The organism is Bradyrhizobium sp. Kon58 (assembly GCF_055807455.1).
This window is the reverse complement of the sequence record NZ_JBVVOT010000050.1, coordinates 1-21,041: the sequence shown is the minus strand read 5'-3', so window position 1 is coordinate 21,041 and position 21,041 is coordinate 1. Positions and strand designations below refer to the sequence as shown.

The window sequence follows — 21,041 nt, the reverse complement described above, 5'->3', positions numbered from 1 at the left end:
CGTGCAACATTGCCGCGCGAAGAGCATGTCGCCGGAATGTTGCTGCGATTGACACGATCGATGCGGATCAGGGTGGGTCGCTTCATTGCCCTTGCCTATCTGTTCTGCGTGCTCGCGCCGGCCGCAAGCCTCGCCTGGGGTAGCGCTCCAGCACCGTGCCTCGACGACGCGCTCCTCGCCGACCGCGCGCCGGTGCATCACCAGATGCAGGCCGGCCACACGCATGACGGCGCCTCGCATGACCATGCCGGGCCGCATGCGCATCACCACGCCGCCGCGCAGGACGCGCCCCCCGCTCCTCATCATCACGGCGGCAAGGGTACGGCGGGACCGTGCTGCGCGATGATGTGCGTGAGCGCGATGCCGGCAGACCTGCCCAGCGTTGCAAAGCCGCTTCAGCCGGTTTCCGCCTGCTCGCCCGAGATCGTGGCCAGCCTGCACAGCGCGGCGCCGCCCCTGCTCTACCGCCCTCCCATCGTCTGATCTGACGCGCGACGACGTCAGGCCGAGCGCGCATTCGCGCGCGCGAACCTGTGGTCTCCAGACAGATCAGGGATGACTCATGCATACGCTTTCCGGGGCGAAGTCCGCCGCTGCATCCGCAGCGCGGGGACGACACTTTCGATTCCATTGGCCGCTGCTGGCCGCGACGGCATTGGCGTTGTCCGGCTGCATGCCGGCAACGACACAAGTCGCCGGCGCTGATCCTGCCGATCCCGCGGCCAAGGTCGCGCGCGCCGGCTATCGTTCGACAATTGCGCCCTACACCAGCCTGCGGCCGGCGGCGCCGGCACCATGGCGCGAGCGCAACGAGAGCGTCGCGCCGCAGCCCAAGCAAGACCGTTAGGAGCGCGCCATGACACACCGTCTCGCGCCAAGCCGTCTCGTGCCAAGCCTGCTCGTTCTTGCCTCGCTCGGCCTGTCGGGCTGCGCCGCCTTCTCGCCCGACAGCGGCATGAATGCCGTCTCGGAGCTGACGAGCCAGACCCTCAAAAAGGATGTCGCCTTCGTGCGAACGGCCGAGGGGGCCGGCGCGGTCGACGCGCGCGTTCGCCAACTGCTCTCGCGAACACTCAGCGCCGAGACCGCCGTGCAGATCGCACTACTGAACAACAAGGGGCTTCAGGCCGCCTATAACGAGCTGGCGCTGGCCGAGACCGATCTCGTCGAGCAGAGCCTGCCGCCCAATCCCGTGTTCTCGGTCTCGCGAATTTCAGGCAACGGCGCCAGCGAAATCGAGCGTCAGGTTGTCGGCGATATCCTCGCGCTCGCCACCCTGCCGTTCCGCTCGGAGATCGCCCGCGACCGTTTTCGCCAGGCGCAATTGCGCGCTAGCCTGGCGACGTTGCGGCTTGCCGCCGATGTCCGCCGCGCTTATTGGCGCGCCGTTGGCGGCAACGAGATGGTGGCGTTGCTGACGGATGCGAAGGCGACGGCGGAATCGACCGCACAGCTCGCGGTCAAGCTCGGCGAGACCGGCTCGATCAACAAGCTCGATCAGGCCCGTGAACAGGTGTTTTACGCCGAAACCACCGCCGACCTCGCCACCGCGCGACAGACGGCGACGAGCGCGCGCGAAAAGCTGGCGCGCCTGATGGGGCTGTGGGACGGCGGCCTCGACTTCCGCCTGCCCAATCAACTGCCGCCGCTGCCGCGCCGCCCGCAAGCCTTGCCGTCGATTGAAGCCGACGCGGTCGCCCATCGCATCGACCTGCAGATCGCGCGGCTCGAGCTGACGGCGCTCGCGAAGTCGCTGAACCTCACGGAGGCGACGCGCTTCGTGACATTGCTCGATCTCGCCGGCATCTCTCGCCGCACCCGAGATCCGGAAGGCGCGCCTTTCCGCGAGCGCGGCTTCGACGTGCAGTTCCAGATCCCGATCTTCGACGGCGGCGAGGTGCGGGTGCGGCAGGCTGCGGAGACCTACAACCTTGCCTTCAACCGGCTCACCGAGCGCGCCGTGAATGTACGCTCCGAGGCGCGCGATGCTTATCGGATCTATCGCTCCGGCTACGACATCGCCAGCCACTATCAGCGCGAGATCATCCCCTTGCGAAAGATCATCACCGAGGAGATGCAGCTCCGCTTCTCCAGCATGCAGGTCGATATCTTCGCGCTGCTCACCGAGGCGCGGCAGCGCCTGGCTTCGCTGCGCGGCGCGATCGATGCCAGGCAAAAATTCTTCCTCGCCCAGTCCGACTTGCAGACCGCCGTGAATGGCGGCGGCGCGCCTGCTGACGGCGACAATTCAACCACTCTCGCCGCGGCAGCGCCTGCCGATGGCGGTCACTGACATGGAGGTCAGCATGTTTTCCCGCCGAGGATTTTTGGGCAGCGCGGCGCTCGCCGGCGCATCCGTCGTCAGCGGCCGCGCGCAGGCTGCCTCCATTCCGGAAGCCCCGCACATGGACAAGGTGGTGATGCAGCCACCGCTGCACCCCATCAGTGGGCCAGACTATCGCCCCGTCGTTACGCTGAACGGCTGGTCGCTGCCGTTCCGGATGAACGGCGACTGGAAGGAATTCCATCTCGTCGCCGAGCCTGTGGTGCGCGAATTCGCCGAGGGCATGAAAGTGAATCTGTGGGGCTATAACGGCCAGTCGCCGGGCCCGACCATCGAGGCCGTCGAGGGCGACAAGGTCCGCATCTTCGTGACTAACAGACTGCCCGAATACACCACCGTGCACTGGCACGGCATGATCATTCCCAGCGGCATGGACGGTGTCGGCGGACTGACGCAGCCGCACATTCAGCCGGGGAAAACCTTCGTCTACGAGTTCGAGATGAAGAAGAGCGGGACCTTCATGTACCACCCGCATTCCGACGAGATGGTCCAGATGGCGATGGGCATGATGGGCATGGTCGTCGTGCATCCGCGCGATCCGAACTTTCGGTCCGTGGACCGCGACTTCGTCTTCGTCATGAGCACCTATCGCGTCGATCCCGGCACTTATCTGCCGAAGGTCAACGAGATGACCGACTTCAATATGTGGACGTGGAATGCGCGGGTATTTCCCGGCATCGATCCACTGCCGGTCAGGCTCGGCGACAAGGTGCGCGTGCGCATCGGCAATCTCAGCATGACCAACCATCCGATCCATTTGCACGGCCACAGCTTTGCGGTGACCTGCACCGACGGCGGCTGGATTCCGGAGAGCGCGCAATATCCGGAGACGACGACGGACGTCCCGGTCGGTGCTGTCAGGGTGTTCGACGTGCTCGCCGACAACCCGGGCGACTGGGCGTTCCATTGCCATAAGTCGCATCACACCATGAATGCGATGGGACACGACATGCGCAACATGATCGGGGTGTCGCGCAAGGATCTCGCCAAAGCCGTCGGCAAGCTCGCGCCTGACGGCATGGCAATGGGCTCGACCGGCATGGCGATGGGCAACATGGAGATGCCCGCGCCCGACAACACGCTGCCGATGATGACCGGCACCGGCCAGTTCGGTCCGATCGAGATGGGCGGGATGTTCACGGTGATGAAGATCCGCGAGGGTCTCGCGCGCGACGATTATCGCGATCCCGGCCCCTACCAATTCCCGCAAGGCACCGTCGCCTACGAGGTCACGCCGCCGGCCCCGGAGCCCGTGCGGCAACAACCAGGCGGACCGCCGATGAAGAACATGAAGATGTGAGCGTTTCGATGAACCACCACCAACTGGAGATACCAATGAAGAAGACGATCAAGCTCGGTCTCGCGCTGGCCGCGCTTTCCAGCGCGCCGGCCTTTGCCCACGACCAGCACGGGCACGGCACCTTTTCGGCCGGCGAGCCCGGCGATCCCAAGAAGCCAGCGCGCACCATCGAGATCCTGTTGAACGAGATGGACTACGCACCCGCCAGGATCGAGGTCAAACGCGGCGAGCAGATCCGCTTCGTGCTGCGCAACGTCGGCAAGGAGGACCATGAATTCCTGCTCGCCACCACCAAAGAGAATCTCGCGCATGCGGTGGAGATGAAGAAGCATCCGCACATGGAGCACGACGATCCGAACGGTGTCAGGCTCGCGCCGAGCAAGACAGCCGAGATCCTCTGGAAGTTCAGCAAGGCCGGCACGTTCGAATTTTCCTGCCTGATCCCCGACCACCGCGACTACGGCATGGTCGGCCACGTCACCGTGAAGTAACGCAAGGGAGGTCCCCATGAACCGCATCATCCGTATCGCCGCCGCACTGTCGCTGACCGTCGGCCTTGCCACGAGTGGCCTGGCGGCCCAGGGCGCCGCGATCAGCGGCGAGGTCAAGAAGATCGACGAGGGCGCCGGCAAGATCACGCTCAAGCACGGGGCCGCGAAGAACCTCGGCATGGATGAACCCATGACCATGGTCTACCGCGTCAAAGACCCGACTGTGCTCAAGCAGGTGAAGGTCGGCGACAAGGTGACTTTCGAAGCCGAGGAGGCGACTTCGGGCTATACGGTGACCCGGATGGAGAAGGCGAAGTAGGCTGCCTCCACGATGGTCATTCCGGGGCGCGCCTCTTGGCGCGAGCCCGGAATGACGGCCTGAGAGCCCCGAAATAGCCGATCAGCCCCCATGCCGCACCCGTTATTAACCCTTTGCTAACCATACACCCGGCAATAATTGCCCAGTGGAGTCGAGTGTCGTCAGCCGCGTAGAACGGGGATTGCCCTGTGGACGCCAGTGCGGTGCCTCACCTTCGGAACGGCGGCCCTTCGGCCGCCGCGCAGACATTTGGGGCGCGCGGACGGCAGTCGCGCGGAGGGGCAGCTACCATGGTCGACGTCACCGCGGGACAGGGCGTAGGCAGCACAAACGCCGGTTTCCCCACCCTTGCCGAGATCGGCAACATCCTCAAGCGCGGCGATATCGCGCTCGCGCTCGGTGTCCTCACCATCCTGGTGGTGCTGATCCTTCCCCTGCCCGCGATCGTGCTGGACCTGTTCCTGGCGATTTCGATCACGCTCTCGATCCTGATCCTGATGACGTCGCTGTTCATCCAGGCGCCGCTGGAATTCTCCGCTTTCCCGACCGTCCTGCTGATCTCGACCATGCTGCGGCTGTCGCTCAACATGGCCTCGACCCGCCTGATCCTGTCGCACGGGCACGAGGGCACGGATGCCGCCGGTCACGTCATCGAGGCCTTCGGCAGCTTCGTGATGGGCGGCAATTTCGTCATCGGCATCATCGTCTTCGCCATCCTGATCATCGTCAACTTCGTCGTCATCACCAAGGGTTCGGGCCGCATCGCCGAAGTCGCGGCGCGCTTCCACCTCGACGCCATGCCCGGCAAGCAGATGGCGATCGACGCAGATCTCTCCGCCGGCCTGATCGACGAGACGGTCGCCAAGCAGCGGCGCAAGGATCTGGAGGACGAGAGCGGCTTCTTCGGCGCCATGGACGGTGCCTCCAAATTCGTCCGCGGCGACGCCATCGCCGGCCTCCTGATCGTCTTCATCAACGTCGTCGGCGGCATGATCATCGGCGTGGCACAGCAGGGCCTGTCCTTTGCCGATGCCGGCCGCAGCTACACGCTGCTGACCGTCGGTGACGGCCTCGTCACCCAGGTGCCGGCGCTGATCGTTTCGACCGCAGCCGGCCTGCTCGTCTCCAAGGCGGGCGTGTCCGGCGCCGCCGACAAGGCGCTGATGAAGCAGTTCTCCGGATATCCGCAGGCGCTGGCGATGTCCGCGGCGGTCATGCTGGTGCTGGCGGCCCTGCCGGGCATCCCGACCCTCCCCTTCCTGGCGCTCGGCTCCGGCGCCGGCGCGCTCGCCTGGCACGCCCGCAACCGCAACCGGGCAACGGCCAGGGCTGAGGAAGTTTCGAAGACCGCACCAGCGCCGGGGACGCCGGGCGCACCCGGCTCAGCTGCGACGGAGGAGCCGATCTCCGCGGCGTTGAAGATCGACGACCTCAAGATCGAGCTCGGCTATGCCCTGCTGCCGCTGGTCAACGGCCCCGACGGCACCGACCGCCTCACCGAGCAGATCAAGGCGCTGCGCCGCTCGCTCGCGATCGAGATGGGTTTCGTGATGCCCGCCGTGCGCATCCTCGACAACGTCCAGCTCGAAGCCAACACCTACATCATCAAGATCAAGGAGGTCGACGCCGGCACCGGCAAGATCTGGCCGAGCCAGTTCATGGTCATGGACCCCGGCGGCAGCCAGGTGCAGGTGCCCGGCATCCACACCACCGAGCCGACCTTCGGCCTGCCCGCGACCTGGGTCGATGCCAGCCTCAAGGAGGAGGCCTCGCTCAAGGGCTATACCGTCGTCGACGCCGCGACCGTGCTCTCGACCCACCTCACCGAGTTGCTCAAGGCCAACATGTCGGACCTGCTCTCCTATGGCGAGGTGCAGAAGCTGCTCAAGGAGCTGCCGAAGGAGCAGGGCGAGCTGGTCAAGGATATCGTGCCCGGACAGGTCACGGTCTCCGGCATCCAGCGCGTGCTGCAGCTGCTGCTCGCCGAGCGCATCTCGATCCGCGACCTCTCGACCATCCTCGAAGGCATCGCCGACTCGCTCGCCTTCTCGCGCAATCCGGCCACCATGGTCGAGCACGTCCGCGCCCGCCTGGCGCGGCAGATCTGTGCGCAGAACACCTCTTACAGCGGCTACCTGCCGCTGATCGCACTGTCGGCGCGGTGGGAACAAGCCTTCGCTGAATCCATTATCGGCCAGGGCGAGGAGCGCAGCCTCGCGATGCAGCCCTCGAAGCTGTCGGAGTTCATGACCGGCGTGCGCGAGGCCTTCGAGCGCGCCGCCCGCGAAGGCGAGGCGCCGGTGCTGGTCACCTCTGCGGCAATTCGTCCCTTCGTGCGTTCCCTGGTCGAGCGGTTCCGGGCCCAGACGACCGTGCTGTCGCAGGCTGAAATCCACCCCAGGGCGAGACTGAAAACGGTCGGAAGCATCTGATTTGCCTTAAGAAGCCGTATGTTTTTTGGCCACAGGCAAATGGTTTTTCAGGTTTTGGCGCCTCGCCGATCAACGGCCGGCAAGGCGCTTGGCAGACACATTACAGCTTTGAAATAATTGCCAAATTGCACGATCAAGGATCGTTTTTGATCGCGACTTCTCACGTCCTGTCACGCTCTTGTGATCGCCTCTTGGGAACGAATCCCCCCAATACTAGGTTGTTGGGCACCGGAAGCATGAACCTGCCCAAACACGCAGGCGACTACTTCGGGTAGATGGCGGCAGGAGCCTTCCATGAACCACTCGATTTACAGCGCAGATCGCTCGACCCACCTCAAGATCGTGGTTGTCGCGCTCGTTGCCGGCATCGCGGTGGCGGGTCTCGGGATCACCGCGCGTACGAGTTCAGATGAAGGCCTGACCCAGACCGCTCGCGTCGTGAAGGCCGGCAAGCCGATCGCCATCACCAGTTCGAACGTGTCCCTCGTTCGCTAAGGAGATTTGAGTTTCAGGAATTCACGCGGCTCTTTATCAGCCCCCCAAAGTCGCCACGTGGATATGTAGACGACCCCAACCCCAAGTCGACTACAGAAAGCGCCCGCCCCCCACGGGCGCTTTCTCATGTCTGGGGTATTGTTTGCTGGCGTATGTAGCACGGGCGACTGTGTGCTACTGGCGCTGTCATTCCCCGCGTAGGCGGGGAATCCAGTACGCCGCAGCCTCTCCGTATTCCCGCGCTGTCTCTGGAATACTGGATCGTCCGCCTTCGCGGACGATGACACCGAATGGGGGCTACCGCGCGCCATAAGTCGGTGGCGGCGCCTGCACGGTCGGCGCAGCAGCCGCGAACAGCTCATCCTTGCGCCCCGAGAGCGGCGGATAGATGCGCTTGCGGTTGATGGTCTGCTTGGTTGCCTTCGCGGCCGCGCCGGCGGCGCGGACGTCGCGGTCCCACCCTTCCGTATAGAGCGCGCCCCACCCACCGAGATCGAGCACCGTCACGTACCAGTCGATCCGTAGCGGCAGCATCGGCAAGCCCACGAGATCGGCGACCACGTTGTGGCCTGCGAAGCGGCCCATGGGACGCGCGAACTGGCAGGACATCACGGTCGGATGCAAGCCGTCGACCACGCTTGAGGCGACATCCCCGGCCGCGAACACGCCGCCGGCATCCGCGACCCGCATCATGGGATCGACCAGAAGCCGCCCAAGGCGATCGCGTGCGTCCGGAAAGCTCGCCGCCAGGGGGCTCGCGCGCATCCCGGCACACCAGATCACCGTCCGTGTCGGAATGAACTCCCCCGAGCTCAGGCGCAGGCCGGCGGCCTCGACGGAGACGACGCGGACGCTAAGCCGTGTCTCGACGTCGAGCGAGGCCAACGCCGTATCGATGACGGGACGTGCAGTGCGCCGATCGTGGCGCCCACGGCAGGATTGGGATCAACCAGGATGATACGGCGGCTGCCGGTGAGACCGGCACGCGCCAGCCTGTCGGGCATCTCGGCCGCGACCTCGATGCCGGTGAAGCCGGCGCCGACCACGACGATCGTCGAGCGCCCCGGCGCGGGCACGCTGCGTCCGAGCGAGGTGAGATGATCCTCGAGGTGCAGCGCTGCTGCATAAGTGTCGACATCGAAAGCATGCTCGGCAAGGCCGGGAATGTCCGGACGCATCACTTCGCTGCCGAGCGCCAGCACCAGCCGGTCATAAGCCAGCGTCTCGTCACCGCCACCCGTGACCAGCGAAATCTCGCGCCGCGCCGGATCGATGGCTTCGACCTCGCCGACCCCGTGACTGACGCCGATCGGATCGAGCAGTTGCGGCAGCGCGACCTCGCTGAGGTCGGCCTCGTAATTGCGGACGCGGATGTTGTGATACGGATTGCGATCGATGACACGGATCTCGATGTCACGGCCGGCCGCGCCGATCTCCTCGCGCTTGCGTGCGGCACCGATGGCCGCCCACAGACCTGCAAACCCGGCGCCGAGCACGACGATACGCGCCATGTCCGTTGACCGCATTTCCCAAGAGAGCGACGACGAAGCGACGAACGATCAAGCGGTCTGACCGCGCAGACAGATATAACTCATCCGGCCGGGCGGACCAACTGCGGTGGCACCGGCGCGCCGCACAAATTCTCGGCGCGGCTCAGGCCTCGCGCAGTTCCGACGGCGTCGCGGCAAAGCGCTTGCGGAAGGCGCGGTTGAAATAGGACAGATCGGAGAAGCCCGACGAATGCGCGATGTCGCTGATCTTGCGGGTCCTGGCACGGGGATCGCTGAGCAGCTTGCGCGCCTGCAGCAGGCGCTGCTCCAGCACGAATTCGGTGAAGGTCGTTCCGGCCTGCTCGAACAGGCGCTGTGCCTGGCGCGGGCTGAGCCCAGAGCGCGTCGCAATCTCGGACAGGCAGAGATCGTTGCGGCCAAGCGCAGCCATCACGTCGGCGCGCATGAGATCGAGACGGGCCGCCGCATGACCCCGTCCGCGCGCGAGACTTGCATGCTCCGCGTCAGTGCCGAGCAGGAGGCCGACGAGATCGACCATGTGCTGCGCGGTGAGGCGCTGGCCGACCGCGTCGAGATGCGGCGCGTGATGGGCGGCGAGGGAGTGGTAGCGCAAGATCGTCTCGGCGAGCGCGCCGTCCGAGAGCACTTGCGACAGCTTGCCCTCGGCGCGGGGATTGATCTCGAGCAGTGCGCGGCGCGGCATGCGGATGGTGGTGAAGCGATCTTCCTCGGTGTGGCCGACGGTGCCGGTGATGCCCATGTCGACGAGCACCATCTGCGCGGGCGCAAGCTCCACGGCATGGCCGTTCTGCCCGACGCGGACGAGACCCGCATGCGCCGCGATCAGGACGAGATCGTCGCTGCCGTCGGCAAGGTGGCTCTGGGTGCGCGAATATTGCGCGGAGGCGCCTTCGGGAATGGCGAGCGCGATATTGTCGACCACGCTGACCTGGAGCCGGCAATCGATGCTGTCGCCCCGGCTCGGCCCGATATCGAGGCCACAAGCCCCGAAAGTCCGCTCGCGCCAATGCTCGAAGGCCGGGCCGTGTGGCAGCCCCGCATATTGGTGAATGAAGATGCCCGACGTTTTCGCTGCATCCATCTGATTTCTCGCCCCTCTCCGGCACCATGATTGGGGGGCGCCGACTGCAAATTCCGGGCATTTGACGCCGCGAAACGCGCAGAGGTTCAAATCGGGGGCGGATTTGGCGGGATTTGTCGGAAGACGACGGTGGGACGGACCGTGGCGACGGGTTTCTGCGCTTGTAGCCCGCATGGAGCAAAGCGGAATGCGGGGCAGTGGTCCCGGATTGCGCTGCGCTCCATCCGGGCTACGACAATTACTTCTTCGCGGGCGCCTGCGGCTGCGCGGGCGGCACGGTTTCGATCAGCTTCCCGGAAAACACCGGCGCCGAGGTCGGCTGGCCGTTCGGCGAACCGCCCGCCTGCTCGAGCGTGACGGCGTAGGTCGCGCCGTTGACGACGTCGGCATCGTACGAGCCGAGCACCGGTCGTGCGGTGAAATCGCCGGCGCCGATCACGCCGAGCGAGCGCGGACGCGGCAGCTTGTCGGAGATCAGCCAGAGCTCGAAGCTCTTGCCGGGCTCCGGTGTCGCGCCGACTTTGCGCACCGTAAAGTTCTTGGTCGCACCGTCGATGGTGAGGATGAAGGCGGGACCGCCGCCCTGGCCCTGCAACAGCGCGACATATTGCGACGACACCGGGAGCGGCGCCGGTGTCTTCACCTCGACCGTCCGGATGCGCGTTGGCGGTCGCAAGCCGCCCGGCAGCGCGTCGGGCAGGAAGATCTGAAGCGACAGCGTCACGAGCAGCGCGGCCGCGAGCGCACCGACGGCGGATGCAATGGTGCGCCAGCGCTTCACGCGCCCCTCGAGCCGGATCACGTTACTGTTGTCGGCAACCGGCGGCGGTGGCGTACGCGCGACCTCCGGGTCCGGCGCGTGGACCTGCGGCATGAATATTGGCACGACATCGGGAAGCGCATCGGGCGCAAGTCGCGCCGGGTCAGGCTGCTCCGCTTCGGGAGGCGGCGGCGGTTGCTGCATAGTCTCCGACGGCACTTGCGGAGGCATGGTGTCGGACGAGGAAAACTCCGGCACAGGTGCCGGCAGTGCTGCGTCCGGCAGTGCTGGCGGCTCCTGCGCAAAGCCCGTCCGCGCGAGCTCGGACCTGATGTTCTCCCACACGATCGGACGCGGCTCGATCGAGCCGACCATCTGGTTGAGGACGCCGAGCCGGAATGCCCACGCCTGCACGACATCGGCGAACGCCTTGTCCACCGCCATCATGGTCTCGACCTGCGAGCGCTCGCCGGCGTCGAGCGTGCCGAGCGCATATTCCGCGGCGAGCGCGATATGGTCCTCCGTATAGGCCATCACTTGCGGTCCAGACCCACCCTCACAGTAGGAGCTCTCATGGCTCGAAACTCATAGCCCGAGACATTCGCGAATATCCAACATGCTGCGCCGAAGCCACGTCTTCACCGTGTTGACGGGCGCCGCGAATTTCTCCGCCAGTTGCTCGCGGCTCCAGCCGTTGTAATAGGCGAGAAGCACGAGCCTCTGACGGTCCGGCTCGAGCCGGCCGATACATTCGAGCAGCCGCCTCAATTCCTCGGTCATCTCCCGCCGCGCGAGCGGATCGGGGCTGTCGCTTGCGACTTCCATCGCCTGCGGCTCTTCCTCGATGGAGACTTCCGTCTTCTTGCGCACGATGTCGATGGCGCGGTTGCGCGCGATCGACGCCATCCAAGTGATCGGCGACGCGAGAGCGGGATTGAACTGGCCGGCGCTATTCCAGATCTTGACGTAGGTCTCCTGAATGACCTCCTCTGCGAGATCCTGTCGGCGCAAGATACGGAGCACGACGCCATAGAGTTTCGCGCGCGTGGCGACGTAGAGGCGCTCGAACGCGGCCTGATCGCCCTGCGCCACCGCCCCAATCAGCCCGACCAGCTCTGCTGGCGTCAGCATTCAGCCCCCCGATGCGCAGCCCGTCGCGTTCCGCGCAGGCCCTGGCACTCCGCCACCATAGCGCGCGACAAAGCCGACCACCAAGGGGGCGCGGCGGCACACTGTGGACAGCACATGCGAAAACCCGGACCTTTGGGGTCCGGGTTCTGCAAATTCTCGCAGGTCTGGCGGCTAGCGCCTCAGGCGACGGCGCCCATGCGGGCACGCATCAGGCCGATGCTGTCGAGATCGGCCTGCTCGCGGGCGTTTTCCTCGGCACGTTCGCGGGCCTGATCGCGCTCGTCGAGAAGCTCGACCTTCTTCAGCTCCTCGAAAGCTTCGGCCAGCGCGGCCTTGGCTTCGTCGAGCTGGCCCTTCAGCTCGTCGGCCGAGCGGGTCAGGTTCTCGCGACGCTGGATGGCGGCCTTGGCATAGGTCGGATAGGCGAAGTGCGAGGGATCGTTGATCCCGGCGCGCTCCTGCTCGGTCGAGATCTCGCGTTCAAGATCGGTCGACATCCGCTGGAAGTCGGCGATCATGGTCTCGATCTGGCTGACCCGGCGGCGCTTCTCGTCGACCTGAAACTTCTTCAGGCGGATGAGGGTATCACGTGACTTCATCGACTCGTACTCCCCAGAAGTCCCTTGGCTGCACGTGGGACAACACCGGTCTCCCCACAGGCCCGACGGGGGCCAAGACCGGCTCTGCTACTCTGTGGGATGGGATGATGACGGGACAAAGTTAGCGTTCCGTTTCCAAATTGCCGAGGATTTGCGCCAACTGGCGGTAGCCGTCCGCCAGCGATGCATTTTCATCCTTGCGCTGGCGCAGGAAGGCCTCCAGCGGCTCGTGCAGGCGGATCGCCTCGTCGACCTCGGGGCTGGAGCCGGCACGGTAGGCGCCCAGACGGATCAATTCCTCCATGTCGGCATAGGTCGCCATCACCGCCCGCGCCTTCTGGATGGTCGGCCAGAACTGCGGGTCGGCCGATTTCGGCATGGTGCGGGAGACGGATTTGAGGATGTTGATGGCGGGGTAGCGGCCGCGCTCGGCGATCGAACGCTGCATCACGATGTGGCCGTCGAGGATGCCGCGGACGGCATCCGCGATCGGCTCGTTATGGTCGTCGCCATCGACCAGCACCGTGAAGATCGCGGTGATGGCGCCCTCGCCGAGGCCCGGGCCGGCGCGCTCCAGAAGCTTCGGCAGCTCGGTGAACACGGTCGGCGTGTAGCCCTTGGCAGTCGGCGGCTCGCCCGCGGACAGGCCGATCTCGCGCTGGGCCATGGCAAAGCGTGTCACCGAATCCATCAGGCAAAGGACGTCCTGCTCCTCGTCGCGAAAATATTCGGCGATCGCGAGCGTCAGATAGGCGGCCTGGCGGCGCATCAGCGCCGGCTCGTCGGAGGTCGCGACCACGACGACGGAACGCGCCAGGCCCTCCTCGCCGAGGTCGTCCTGCAAGAATTCCTGCACCTCGCGGCCGCGTTCGCCGATCAGCCCGATGACGCTGACGGCGGCATCGACGTTGCGCGCAAGCATCGACAGCAGCACCGACTTGCCGACGCCGGAGCCTGCGAAGATGCCCATGCGCTGGCCCCGGCAGCAGGTCAGGAAGGTGTTCATCGCGCGCACGCCGAGATCGAGCGGCGCGCCGACGCGCTTGCGCGAGTGCGCCGGCGGGGGCGAATTGCGGTACGGCATCGGCGCCGGGCCCTGCGGCAGCGGCCCCTTGCCGTCGATCGGCTCACCCAGCGCATTGACGACGCGGCCGAGCCAGGCCGCGCAAGGCCGCACCTGATTTGCGGCATTGGCGATGACCGCCTTGCAGCCGCGCCGCACGCCGTCGAGGCCGGCGAACGGCATCACGACGGCGTTGTTGCCGGAGAAGCCGATCACCTCGCAGGGGATGGAACGGTTGCCGCCGGTCTCGATCACGAGCCGCGCGCCGACCGACATCGCATGGATCGGTCCGGCCACCTCGACCATCAGGCCGCGCACGCCGACCACACGGCCATAAATATTGATGCCGTCAATGTCGCCGATCTGTTCGGCAAGAGCCTTCATTAGAGGGCCTTCATGAGGTGATCGCCTTCATAATCCCGGGCTTCGTGGCGAAAACCTTAAGTTTCGCCATATTTCTGAACGGCGCTTAACTTCGTGTTTACCCGCATCGTTAATCATTGCGTCACTGTCTTTGTGACTGAGCGTGACTCCCCTTCAGAAGAAGGCTGAGTCGCGGGAGTCGGTTAGGCCCGTCTCTTAAAGTGGAACTTGAACGCAACCGGATAACGAAAGCTGCTTCGCACCCAAGACCTTAGGGCGATTCGACGAAAATTGCATCTACAGGGCTTGCGTTCCAGAATCAGAATTTGTTAACCATCTGTTGTCAGGATCCGAATCAGTTGTTCAAAGGCGTTTTGTTGTGTGCCGCGAATGCGGCCGACCTGACGCCCAGGAGCGGCGACTATGGGGAACTGGCATGCGCGTTTTGCTGATTGAAGATGACAGCGCCGTCGCGCAGTCGATCGAGCTGATGTTGAAGTCTGAGAGCTTCAACGTCTACACGACCGATTTGGGGGAAGAAGGCGTCGATCTCGGTAAATTATACGATTACGACATTATCCTTCTCGACCTCAACCTGCCCGACATGTCCGGCTACGACGTGCTCAAGCAGCTCCGGGTCTCCAAGATCAAGACACCCATTCTGATCCTCTCCGGCCTCGCCGGCATCGAGGACAAGGTCAAGGGTCTCGGCGTCGGCGCCGACGACTACATGACCAAGCCCTTCCACAAGGACGAGCTGGTTGCCCGCATCCACGCGATCGTGCGCCGCTCCAAGGGCCACGCCCAGTCGGTGATCCAGACCGGCGACCTCGTCGTCAACCTCGACACCAAGACGGTGGAAGTCGGCGGCCAGCGCGTGCATCTGACCGGCAAGGAATACCAGATGCTGGAGCTGCTTTCGCTCCGCAAGGGCACGACCCTCACCAAGGAAATGTTCCTCAACCACCTCTATGGCGGCATGGACGAGCCCGAGCTGAAGATCATCGACGTCTTCATCTGCAAGCTCCGCAAGAAGCTCGCGAATGCCTCGGAAGGCCGCAACTTCATCGAGACCGTGTGGGGGCGCGGCTACGTGCTGCGCGAGCCGCACGAGGTCGAAGAGCGCATTCCCGCCTGATCCTGGGTTTTACCCGCGAGCCCTTCGGGGCTTGCTCCTCCCAGCCTGGACCCCGCCGCAAATGGCGGGGTTTTGTTTTTTGGGGGACGCGAACGCGGCCTCATCGTCCTTGCGCCGTTGAACCGCTATCCTCCTCCCGCCGACGAATGGTCGCTGCACGATGGGGGAACGATGATCCTGCAATCACTGGCCGGCCTGCCCGCCTTCCTGGTCTATTTCTGCACCGGGCTGATCGCGATCGTGACGTACCTGTTCGTCTACACCCGCATCACGCCGTACAACGAATTCCAGCTGATCCGCGACAACGAGCCGGCCGCGGCGATCGCACTCGGCCTCAGCCTGCTCGGCTTCGTGGCGCCGCTGGTCAGCGCGATCGCGCATTCGGCCAATGTGCTGGATTGCCTGATCTGGGCGGTCGTCGCGCTGATCGTGCAGATCATCGTGCTCTTTCTGGTGAGGGTGCCGGTGCCGAACCTGCCGGCCCGGATCGCGGCCGGCGAGCTTGCGCCCGCGATCTGGCTCGGGCTGTCCTCGCTTGCCGCAGGACTGCTCAATGCCGCCTGCATGATCTACTGACATGATCCAGTGATATGGCCGACAAACCCTCCAAACAGCAGTTCGGCAAGCGCCGGCCGGCGGCAGGACCGCCGCCTGCGCAACAGCCGGTGAAGCGCTCCGGCCGCGTCGCGCTGCTGGTGATGGGCACGATCGCGGTCGGCACCACCGCCTACACGCTGATGCCGCGGCACAATTGCGAGCCCACTCCTGTCGGCACGGACCCAGCGGTGCAAGCGAGCACCTCGTGCAGCAGCAGCCGCAGTTCCTCCAGCGGCGGCGGCAGCTCGTCGCGATCGAGCTTCTTCAGCAGCGACTCCTCGAGCCATTCCTCGTCCGGAACGTCGTCCGATTCAGGCTCCGGCGGCGTGAGCCGCGGCGGCTTCGGCTCGTTTGGCCATGGCTTCTCTGGCGGCGGCTGACCCATGCAACGCATCGTCTGCCCCGAGCGCGACGACTGGCGGCAGACCGCCCAACAATGCGGCTTCGCCTTCCACACCATCGACGGCGAGCGCTATTGGGACGAGCGCGCCTACTACGCCTTCACGCTCGACGAGATCGAGCGCGGCATCGAGACGCCGACCGGCGAGATCGACGCGATGTGCCTGGAGCTTGCCGGCCGCGTGATCGGCGACGAGCGCCATCTGCAGCGCTTGAAGATACCGGAGGCGTTCTGGAGCTTGATCGCCGAGAGCTGGGCACGAGATGACCGCAGCCTCTATGGCCGGCTCGATCTGAAATTCGACGGCAAGGGACCGGCAAAGCTGCTCGAATACAACGCGGACACGCCGACCTCGATTTTCGAAGCCGCTGTGTTTCAATGGACCTGGCTCGAACAGGCGATCGAACGGCGCATCATCCCGTCGCGGGCCGACCAGTTCAACTCCATCCACGAACGACTGATCGAAGCCTGGAAGCAGATTGCAGCTAGCCGCCATGTCCATCTCACCGGCACCACGGGCAATGAGGAGGATGCCGGCACGCTTGCCTATCTCGAAGACACCGCGCGCCAGGCCGGACTTGCAACCACGCTGCTCGACATCGAGGCGATCGGCTGGCGCAATGATACCGGCGGCTTCGTCGATCTCGACGACCGCGACATTGCGCTCGCTTTCAAGCTCTATCCCTGGGAATGGATGTTCCACGACAGCTTCGGCGCAAAGCTCAAGGACGCACCGACACGCTGGATCGAACCGCCGTGGAAGGCGGTGCTCTCCAACAAGGGAATCCTGCCGCTGCTCTGGGAGATGTTTCCGAACCATCCCAATCTGCTGCCAGCGTTCTTCGAGGACGATCCGAGGGCAGCCGGGCTCGGCAGCTCCTATGTGCGCAAGCCGCTGCTGTCGCGCGAAGGCGCCAATGTCACGCTGGTAGCAGGCGGAATGCCGCTCGACGAGCAGGCAGGCCCCTACGGCGCCGAAGGCTTCGTGCGGCAGGCGCTCGCGCCGCTGCCGCACTTTTCGGGCTTCTATCCGGTGGTGGGAAGCTGGCTGGTCGATCACGAACCCTGCGGGCTGTCGATCCGCGAGGACGAGAGCCCGATCACCGGCAACGGCTCGCGGTTTCTGCCGCATGCGATCTTGTGAGGGATGCCCTTCTTCCCTTCTGGGAGAAGGTCGCCGCGAAGCGTCGGATGAGGGATTCTATTCGCGAGTTCAAAACGTCAGTTGGATTCGCGGCTCGCGCATCGACAAAGGCCGGCACGGCGGCGGCGTGGCACAAACTGCATAGAGACTTTTCGCTGCGACAGATCAGCTATGTCTTAAAAGGGTTCAAAAAGACACTTAGGCAAGCTGAATAGCGCGGTAGCCTCTTTGCAATGGAGAGGGGATCGGTGCCGGGGCTCGTGCATATCGTTGACGACGACCTTTCTTTCCTGACGGCCATGGAGCGTCATTTAAGACACGCCGGTTACGAGGTCGCCGTCTATACGTCGGCGCAGGCGTTGCTGGACCGACTGCCGAGCGACAGCATTCCGAGTTGCATCCTTCTCGATGTGCAAATCCCCGACCTGGACGGCCCTGCCCTCCAAAAACAATTGGGCGAACTCGGCTCGACATTGCCGATCATATTTCTCTCCGGCTATCGCGACATTCCGATCACTGTGCGAACCATAAAGGCGGGTGCGCAGGATTTTCTGAGCAAGCCGGTAAGCTCAGAAGACCTTCTTCGCGCGATCGCCGGAGCCTTGGCACACCATCGATCGTCACGAGACCTACAGACCATGCTGAACATGGCTCGTGCTCGTCTCGCTAAATTGACGCCGCGCGAGCGACAGGTTTTCGACCTTGTCGTTCGGGGCAAAATCAACAAGCAGATCGCACACACGCTCGGAACGACCGAGCGCACGATCAAAGCTCACCGCCACGGCTTGATGGAGAAAATGCAGGTTCGGTCGTTAGCCGAACTGGTTTCTCTTGCCGAGCGGATCGGCGTCTTGGACGGCGCATCCGACGAGGGAGGAACGGCCTGACAACCCACCAGTTTCCAGGTACCTGCCGCTCCGTTGATCTACGTCAACGACGTTGAGCTTTCGTCTTTCGTCTCTCCGACAGCAGACGACGTCACATCGTCCACCACGCGGCGACAGGCACCGCGCGGGCCGACGTCTATCGGCCTAGCATCGGTCCGTTAAAGCAAAGCAGCTTCGAACGCGCGGCAACATCACGGCGCCGATAGGCGCGGGCCACGCGTCTCACCGCGCCGCTGCCACCTTCAACGACGGCGGCATCAATCCGCCCATCGGGCGGCCGGAGCGCGTCGGGTTGAGCTGATAGAGACCACGACGTTCGACGATCGGGCGGAACGCGTCGGTGATGCCGACGACGGATTCGGCGGCGCCCAACAGCAGCGTGCCGTCGGCTTCCAAACTCTTCGCCATGCGCTCGAAGATCACAGCCTTGGTGTCCTGGTCGAAATAGATCAGCACATTGCGGCAGAAGATCACGTCGAACGTGCCGAGATGGGAGAAGTCCTGCAACAGATTGAGCTGGCGGAACTGCACCATCGCGCGGATGTCGGCATTGAGCTGCCAGACCTCGCCCGCTTGCGTGAAGTATTTCATCAGGTGCTGGATCGGCAGGCCGCGCTGCACCTCGAACTGGCTGTAGACGCCGGCCTTGGATTTCTCCAGCACCTCCTGCGACAGATCGGTGGCGACGATCTCGATGCGCCAGCCGGCGAAGGCTGCGCCCATCTCCTTCACGCACATCGCGATCGAATAGGGCTCTTGTCCCGTCGACGAGGCCGCCGACCAGATGCGCAGCGACTTGCGCGCCGCGCGCGCCCGAAGCAGCCCCGGCAGGATGGTTTCGCGCAAATGATCGAACGGGATCTTGTCGCGGTAGAAGAAGGTCTCGTTGGTGGTCATCGCCTCGACCACGTCGCTCGCAAGCCGCCCGTCGCCGTTCCTGATCTTCAGCACGAGATCGGGAATCCCGGTAAGGCTCGCCTTGCGGGCCAACGGCAGCAGCCGGCTCTCGACCAGATACTGCTTGTCCGGCGAGAGATCGAGGCCGGAGCGCTCTTTCAGGAATTTGCGCAGATAGTCGTAGTCAACCGGCGTCACGAGCGGTCTCCCGCGAACAGGCGATTGACCCGGCTGCCGATCTGGTTGAGCGGCAGGATCGCCGCGCAGATGCCGGCATTGGCCGCCGCGCCCGGCATGCCCCAGACCACGCTGGAGGCTTCGTCCTGCGCGATCACGCTGCCGCCGGCGGCGACGATGTCCTTGCCGCCGCGCATGCCGTCCGAGCCCATGCCGGTCAGGATCACGGAGAGGATGGCGCCATGCCAGATGTCGATGGCGGAGGTGAACAGCGGATCGACGGCGGGCTTGCAGAAATTGACGGCGGGGCCGTCGTCGAGCGCGATCGCCGCGTCGACGCCGCTACGCACGACGCGCATGTGCTTGCCGCCCGGCGCAAGATAGATGCGGCCCGGCTTCACCGGCTCGCCGTCGACGGCTTCGGCTGCCGGCTTGCGGCTCGTGCGTGCCAGATGCTCGGCGAGAATGGTGGTGAAGGTCGGCGGCATGTGCTGGGTGATCAGCACCGGGACGCGGTCGATCACGGGGCCGAGCTCGGCGACGAGTGCCATCAGCGCCTGAGGACCGCCGGTCGATGAGCCGATCAGCAGCACCTTCGGTGCCTGGGTCGAGAACGGACGCGTGGACAGCGGCGAGGACGACGACAACGCATGCAGGGCCGGAGCCGGCGCGGCAGGCCGCGCGACAAGCGGTCCACGTGCAGCCGGGGCCGGGCTTGCGGGCGCGAGCGGCGGGCTCCCAACCGCGGGCTTGCGGCGCAGCCGTGCGCCGAGGTGGCGGATTTTCTGGATCAGGTCGTGGTGGAAGATGTCCGCAGCCGACGCCTCGCGCGTCGATTCCGGCTTCGGGATATAGTCGGCGGCGCCGAGCGACAGCGCCTTGAAGCTGATCTCCGCGTTGCGGCGGGTCAGCGTCGAGGCCATGATGATGACGAGATCGCGCTTCTTCGCCAGGAGTTGCGGCAGCGCCGAGATACCGTCGAGCTCCGGCATTTCGATATCGAGCACGGCAACGTCGGGGTTGATGCGTTCGATCTGGTTGACCGCCTCGAGCCCGGTGCGCAGCGAGGCCGCGACTTCCATGTCATGCTCGGCACCGACCCAGCGCGAGATCAGACCGCGAATGACGACGGAGTCGTCGACGATCATCACCCGCAACGGTCCGGCTTCCCGCGACGAGCCCGGGGTCGAATTACCTGCGAACGCAACACTCATTTACTCACCAACTCAGACTGAAACGGTCAGTTGAAAACAAACGCCGAAGGAGCCGTTCAGCCTCCGGGACGGTCGCTCAGATAAGGCCGACTTCCTGGAATTTCGCCGTCACGATGTCCTTGTCGAAAGGCTTCATGATGTACTCGTTGGCGCCGGCGTGCAGCGCGCGCGCGATATGCGCGACGTCGTTCTCGGTGGTGCAGAACACCACCTTGGGCTGGTCGCCACCGGGCATGCGCCGGAGATGGCCGAGGAACTCGTAGCCGTCCATCACCGGCATGTTCCAGTCCAGCAGGACCGCATCGGGCAAGCCGCGCTTGCAGGCCTCCAGCGCCTTCTCACCGTCCTCGGCTTCGAGGATCTGGAAGTCGAGGCCTTCCAGGATCCGGCGCGCAACCTTGCGGATGACGCTGGAATCATCAACGACGAGACAAGTTCGCATGTGAACCTCTGCTTCTCCCCGCTTTTGCGGGGGCACTTCCAATTGCAGGTACGTCGGCGGATGTGCCGGCGTATCAGGCCGCCATCATCTCGGGCGCGAGCTCGAGGACGCGATCGACGTCGAGGACGACCATGAGCTGGCCGTCGAGACGGTGGACGCCGCCGGCGAGCTTGGCCATGCGGGGGTCGAGATTGACGGGGTTTTCTTCCATGCCGTCCTCGGCGAGCCGCAGCAC

21 protein-coding genes and 2 pseudogenes are annotated in these 21,041 nt (G+C 64.8%); 13 read left to right on the top strand and 10 right to left on the bottom strand.

The genetic code is table 11. From position 1 onward, the window contains the following. Nucleotides 1-60 precede the first annotated feature (60 nt). The 8 genes from AC0L20_RS37970 (at nucleotide 61) to AC0L20_RS37935 (ending at nucleotide 7,381) form a co-directional block, all read left to right on the top strand. Complete coding sequence (locus AC0L20_RS37970; RefSeq protein ID WP_473295388.1) at nucleotides 61-483, top strand: hypothetical protein; 423 nt, start codon at nucleotides 61-63, stop codon at nucleotides 481-483. 79 nt (nucleotides 484-562) lie between these two features. Continuing rightward, nucleotides 563-847 (top strand): hypothetical protein, encoded by a 285-nt coding sequence (locus AC0L20_RS37965; RefSeq protein ID WP_473295387.1) that lies wholly within the window; start codon nucleotides 563-565, stop codon nucleotides 845-847. Nucleotides 848-856: 9 nt separating this feature from the next. After that, on the top strand, nucleotides 857-2,293 hold the full coding sequence (locus AC0L20_RS37960) for a TolC family protein (RefSeq protein WP_473295386.1): 1,437 nt from the start codon (nucleotides 857-859) through the stop codon (nucleotides 2,291-2,293). A gap of 13 nt (nucleotides 2,294-2,306) precedes the next feature. Next, complete coding sequence (locus AC0L20_RS37955) at nucleotides 2,307-3,644, top strand: copper oxidase (RefSeq protein ID WP_473295385.1); 1,338 nt, start codon at nucleotides 2,307-2,309, stop codon at nucleotides 3,642-3,644. 35 nt (nucleotides 3,645-3,679) lie between these two features. Next, nucleotides 3,680-4,135: a cupredoxin domain-containing protein gene (locus tag AC0L20_RS37950; protein WP_473295384.1), complete on the top strand. Its 456-nt coding sequence runs from the start codon at nucleotides 3,680-3,682 to the stop codon at nucleotides 4,133-4,135. 16 nt (nucleotides 4,136-4,151) lie between these two features. Next, nucleotides 4,152-4,454 (top strand): copper-binding protein, encoded by a 303-nt coding sequence (locus tag AC0L20_RS37945; protein ID WP_473295383.1) that lies wholly within the window; start codon nucleotides 4,152-4,154, stop codon nucleotides 4,452-4,454. 290 nt (nucleotides 4,455-4,744) lie between these two features. Further along, entirely contained in the window at nucleotides 4,745-6,886 is a 2,142-nt protein-coding gene (flhA, locus tag AC0L20_RS37940; RefSeq protein WP_473295382.1) for a flagellar biosynthesis protein FlhA, read from the top strand. 294 nt (nucleotides 6,887-7,180) lie between these two features. Further along, nucleotides 7,181-7,381, top strand: a complete 201-nt coding sequence (locus AC0L20_RS37935; protein WP_473295381.1) for a hypothetical protein — start codon at nucleotides 7,181-7,183, stop codon at nucleotides 7,379-7,381. Nucleotides 7,382-7,678: 297 nt separating this feature from the next. Here AC0L20_RS37935 and AC0L20_RS37930 read toward each other — a convergent pair. The 6 genes and pseudogenes from AC0L20_RS37930 to fliI form a co-directional block, all read right to left on the bottom strand. Then, nucleotides 7,679-8,892 (bottom strand): annotated as a pseudogene (locus tag AC0L20_RS37930) (NAD(P)/FAD-dependent oxidoreductase). 142 nt (nucleotides 8,893-9,034) lie between these two features. Beyond that, nucleotides 9,035-9,994 carry a helix-turn-helix transcriptional regulator gene (locus AC0L20_RS37925; protein WP_473295380.1) on the bottom strand — a complete coding sequence of 320 codons (960 nt, stop codon included), beginning with the start codon at nucleotides 9,992-9,994 and terminating at the stop codon, nucleotides 9,035-9,037. Nucleotides 9,995-10,232: 238 nt separating this feature from the next. After that, nucleotides 10,233-11,288, bottom strand: coding sequence for an anti-sigma factor (locus tag AC0L20_RS37920; RefSeq protein ID WP_473295379.1), 1,056 nt, complete (start codon nucleotides 11,286-11,288; stop codon nucleotides 10,233-10,235). Nucleotides 11,289-11,339: 51 nt separating this feature from the next. Further along, nucleotides 11,340-11,885 carry a sigma-70 family RNA polymerase sigma factor gene (locus tag AC0L20_RS37915; RefSeq protein WP_027568201.1) on the bottom strand — a complete coding sequence of 182 codons (546 nt, stop codon included), beginning with the start codon at nucleotides 11,883-11,885 and terminating at the stop codon, nucleotides 11,340-11,342. Nucleotides 11,886-12,064: 179 nt separating this feature from the next. Beyond that, on the bottom strand, nucleotides 12,065-12,484 hold the full coding sequence (gene fliJ, locus AC0L20_RS37910; protein WP_007600546.1) for a flagellar export protein FliJ: 420 nt from the start codon (nucleotides 12,482-12,484) through the stop codon (nucleotides 12,065-12,067). Between the two features lie 121 nt (nucleotides 12,485-12,605). Next, on the bottom strand, nucleotides 12,606-13,931 hold the full coding sequence (gene fliI, locus AC0L20_RS37905; protein WP_007606294.1) for a flagellar protein export ATPase FliI: 1,326 nt from the start codon (nucleotides 13,929-13,931) through the stop codon (nucleotides 12,606-12,608). Between the two features lie 415 nt (nucleotides 13,932-14,346). On the opposite strand from fliI, the gene ctrA reads away from it, so the two are divergent. The 5 genes from ctrA to AC0L20_RS37880 all read left to right on the top strand — a co-directional run bounded on the left by ctrA (nucleotide 14,347) and on the right by AC0L20_RS37880 (nucleotide 18,076). Beyond that, on the top strand, nucleotides 14,347-15,048 hold the full coding sequence (ctrA, locus tag AC0L20_RS37900) for a response regulator transcription factor CtrA (RefSeq protein WP_007600544.1): 702 nt from the start codon (nucleotides 14,347-14,349) through the stop codon (nucleotides 15,046-15,048). Nucleotides 15,049-15,219: 171 nt separating this feature from the next. Further along, a complete protein-coding gene (locus AC0L20_RS37895; RefSeq protein ID WP_473295378.1) occupies nucleotides 15,220-15,624 on the top strand; it encodes a DUF350 domain-containing protein in 405 nt (134 codons plus the stop codon). A 14-nt stretch (nucleotides 15,625-15,638) separates the two neighbouring features. Then, nucleotides 15,639-16,025, top strand: a complete 387-nt coding sequence (locus AC0L20_RS37890) for a hypothetical protein (protein WP_473295377.1) — start codon at nucleotides 15,639-15,641, stop codon at nucleotides 16,023-16,025. 3 nt (nucleotides 16,026-16,028) lie between these two features. Beyond that, complete coding sequence (locus AC0L20_RS37885; protein ID WP_473295376.1) at nucleotides 16,029-17,189, top strand: glutathionylspermidine synthase family protein; 1,161 nt, start codon at nucleotides 16,029-16,031, stop codon at nucleotides 17,187-17,189. 248 nt (nucleotides 17,190-17,437) lie between these two features. Next, nucleotides 17,438-18,076 carry a response regulator transcription factor gene (locus AC0L20_RS37880; RefSeq protein ID WP_473263388.1) on the top strand — a complete coding sequence of 213 codons (639 nt, stop codon included), beginning with the start codon at nucleotides 17,438-17,440 and terminating at the stop codon, nucleotides 18,074-18,076. 222 nt (nucleotides 18,077-18,298) lie between these two features. Here AC0L20_RS37880 and AC0L20_RS37875 read toward each other — a convergent pair whose 3' ends face one another. The 4 genes and pseudogenes from AC0L20_RS37875 to AC0L20_RS37860 form a co-directional block, all read right to left on the bottom strand. After that, on the bottom strand, nucleotides 18,299-19,171 hold the full coding sequence (locus tag AC0L20_RS37875) for a CheR family methyltransferase (RefSeq protein WP_473295375.1): 873 nt from the start codon (nucleotides 19,169-19,171) through the stop codon (nucleotides 18,299-18,301). Continuing rightward, nucleotides 19,168-20,364, bottom strand: coding sequence for a protein-glutamate methylesterase/protein-glutamine glutaminase (locus AC0L20_RS37870; RefSeq protein ID WP_473295374.1), 1,197 nt, complete (start codon nucleotides 20,362-20,364; stop codon nucleotides 19,168-19,170). Before AC0L20_RS37870 ends, AC0L20_RS37875 begins: the two co-directional genes overlap by 4 nt. A gap of 76 nt (nucleotides 20,365-20,440) precedes the next feature. Continuing rightward, entirely contained in the window at nucleotides 20,441-20,806 is a 366-nt protein-coding gene (locus AC0L20_RS37865) for a response regulator (protein WP_007600538.1), read from the bottom strand. Nucleotides 20,807-20,879: 73 nt separating this feature from the next. Next, nucleotides 20,880-21,041, bottom strand: a pseudogene (locus tag AC0L20_RS37860) (chemotaxis protein CheW); the annotation flags it as partial.